Annotated in this window: 3 protein-coding genes; 2 read left to right on the plus strand and 1 reads right to left on the minus strand. The window is 52.0% G+C overall.

Translation table 11 applies throughout. The annotated features are described in order from the left end of the window. Together GTN70_01435 and GTN70_01440 are read left to right on the plus strand one after the other, a co-directional pair. Positions 1–702, plus strand: a 702-nt coding sequence (locus GTN70_01435; GenBank protein NIO15660.1) for a choice-of-anchor D domain-containing protein, incomplete at its 5' end; no start/stop codon positions are given. Between the two features lie 646 nt (positions 703–1,348). Beyond that, positions 1,349–1,576 carry a hypothetical protein gene (locus GTN70_01440; GenBank protein NIO15661.1) on the plus strand — a complete coding sequence of 76 codons (228 nt, stop codon included), beginning with the start codon at positions 1,349–1,351 and terminating at the stop codon, positions 1,574–1,576. 349 nt (positions 1,577–1,925) lie between these two features. On the opposite strand, the gene GTN70_01445 is transcribed toward GTN70_01440, so the two are convergent. Further along, positions 1,926–3,254 (minus strand): heavy metal translocating P-type ATPase (locus tag GTN70_01445; GenBank protein NIO15662.1); only part of this gene is annotated, 1,329 nt, incomplete at its 5' end.

The raw sequence follows: 3,254 nt of genomic DNA on the forward strand, positions 1-3,254 counted from the left end.
CGGAGAAAAATCATACTGGGAGTGCTGATCTCTTCTTTGTTCGGGCTATCTTTCTGCCTCATTCCTGCAAGCACCCGATCGATAGCAGAAGCAGGGGACACGAGCGGCTCCGGACAGATCGTTTTCAGGGGTTATATCGCCGGAGCAGGGGGGTCGTACCCGGCGGCTGATCCTGCACCCGATATTGACGTATCACAGGAAAATTACGACTGGGGTAACTTGTGGGTGGACTTTTCCGATGCCGAAAAGATGACAATAACAAATGTGGGGACCGATAGTCTCACCATATCGGGCATGAACCTCTCGGATACGGAGAACTTCTCCTTCACCATGAGTGGAGGAGATGACCCCTGCGGAACCCTGCCGCTAACGATAGAGGCAGGCGCCAGTTGCACCTGCCTCGTTGAGTTCCACCCCCAATCCGAGGCGACCTACAGCGCAGTCCTTTCGATCGACTCCGACGACCCAGATACCCCAAATCTCGATGTAGCTTTGACCGGAACAGGGGTTCCCGATAACTTATTCTCCGGAGACCGGGACCTAAGTTATTCCGTCAACGTTGGCAGTGGATGTTCGATCGTCCCCGGAGGGGGAGATGGTGCAGATGGGTTGGGTGGTTATGGTTTGTTGGTTCTCGCCGCTTCATGGTTCGGAATCAAAAGAAGGATGAATAAGACCGAAAATACGAGTAATTTGAGATAGCCAAGGGCTAACTCCCCGTTGTAAGAACTTTTCAAAAGCAATCACGCTGGAGTGGGGGAAGGTGTAAAAAAGATTTGAAATATAACTGGAAATAATACTTCCCTCTCAAGATCTACTATATTCCTCATACACCCCCTGGTTCATTATTCTGGCGGAAATGCCACCCTTTAGAATCGCTGGGATAAGGGCTTCGAGCATGTCGAGTAACAAGCTAATAGTATAACGAATATTATATTTTACATAATGTAAAATATTGCTTGACATCATTTTTGGCCTGTTATATTTTACATAATGTAGAATATGAGTTGTTCCTTTAAAACTTAAGGGTACCCGGGAACACATACTCATGATGCTGAATCGGCCGGGAAATAATGATGAAAGAGATATGGGGAGGCATATATGAAGTGTCCAAAGTGCAGCGGACTCATGGTGTCTGAAAGGGTGCAACATGATTTCGATGTTTCTTTGTCATGGAGATGTATCATTTGCGGAAAAATTATCGACGCTGTGATTCTGGAAAATGCCGGTTCGGAGAAACGATTCGCCTGTGATGGGACAATTCAATTCTTATCGCAATAAACCCTGGTTGTCTGGTCGGCGATTTCGTGAGCCAGGGTTACAACATATCGATCAAGGAGGTGTAAAGATGAAAAGGTTCGTGGCGTTTTTCATTGCATTGCTCCTGGTGTTTGCCGCCGTTGGCTTTACGGGATTTGCAACGGCGGCCGAACGTGGGAAACGTGTCGTGGTTATCGATGGGGAGAAGTATATCATTCCCGATTGCTGTGATGCCGAGACGCTAAAATGTGTTGGGATGAAATCGGACTCCCAAAAGAGTACGCTGACACCGGAAGATTATGTGGGCGGAGGCTGATCGGATTTTCTTTTCTCAACTGAAATAGTTGCTTTCCCACGGCAAAAAGAGGGCTCGCATTGGGCCTTCTTTTTTTTTCAGAAACAGATTTTCCACTCTTGGTTACTGGGGGAGCGTCAGGAGAATCTTTCACCTTGACATACTTGCCGGACATAATTTCTCATCAGTGGGCGATTGCATAATTCAATACGTGTCTTCCTGTTACCTTGGCATCTTGAATGTTTAATGTTCTTTGCCCTTTCCGTGGCCGTGCCCACCACAGCATCCTCCTCACCGAAGCATCAAGAAGATGAACACGGCAATGATGATTAACGATATCCATCCGATTTCCTTTTCATTTGCCTCCTTATCAGTTGATCTTAACCATCCTCAGCCTGAGTGCATTCCCGACGACGGAGACGGAGCTTGCGCTCATGGCGGCGGCGGCTATGATCGGGCTGAGCAGGATGCCGAAGAACGGATAGAGCACGCCAGCCGCCACCGGTACGCCAAGAGAGTTATAAATAAAGGCAAAGAACAGGTTTTCCTTGATATTGCGCATCGTGGCGCGGGAAAGTTTCCGGGCCCTGATGATACCGATAAGGTCTCCCTTGACCAGGGTTACCCCCGCGCTTTCCATGGCCACATCGGTTCCGGTGCCCATGGCGATCCCCACCTGAGCCTGGGCAAGTGCCGGCGCGTCGTTGATCCCATCGCCAGCCATAGCTACCATCCGGCCTTCATCCTGGAACTTTTTTACCGCAGCAGCCTTTTCATCGGGCAGCACCTCTGCCACTACCTCGTCAATATTGAGTTTCCTGCCCACAGCCTCGGCGGTGGCCCTGTTATCACCGGTGAGCATGACGATGCGGATCCCTTCGGCGTGCAGCTGCTCGATCGCCTCGGGCGTGGTCTCCTTGATCGGATCGGACACTGCCAGCAGTCCGGCGATTTTTCCATCAATAGCCACAAACATAACGGTCTGGCCTTCCTCCCGCATTGTTTGTGCCTGCTCATCGAGGGGGCCCGGATCAATTGAGAAATCATCCATCAGTTTACGATTACCGAGGATTACCGTTTTCCCCTCCACCCTGCCGGATACGCCCTTACCGGTATGGGAATCAAAATATTCCACGTCCCCGAGGGGAACACTCCTCTCCGTTGCGCCGGCAACGATTGCCGAGGCCAGAGGATGTTCGCTCCCTTTTTCCAGAGTGGCGGCAAGGGAGAGCATATGCGTTTCATCCACGCCTTCGATCGCTACCACACCGGTGAGCTTCGGTTTCCCGAGGGTGAGAGTGCCGGTCTTGTCCACCACCAGCGTATCGATCTTCCGCAAGGTTTCGATGGCCTCGGCGTTTTTGAAGAGGACACCCATCGTGGCGCCCTGGCCGGTGGCAACCATTATGGACATGGGAGTGGCCAGGCCCAGGGCACAGGGGCACGCGATGATCAGTACCGATACCGCCACGATCAGCGCGTACGCCAGCCGCGGGTCCGGTCCAAACAGAAACCAGACGCCAAAGGCCACCGCGGCAATGATTATCACCGCCGGCACGAAATATCCCGACACCTGATCTGCCAGTTTCTGGATAGGGGCCCGGCTTCTCTGGGCTTCTGCCACCATCTGGACGATCTGGGCGAGCAGGGTCTCACTGCCGACCTTTTCGGCCCGCATGACGATACTGCCCCTGCCGTT

The sequence above is a fragment of the Deltaproteobacteria bacterium genome (assembly GCA_011773515.1).
Taxonomy (GTDB): Bacteria; Desulfobacterota; Deferrimicrobia; order J040; family J040; genus WVXK01.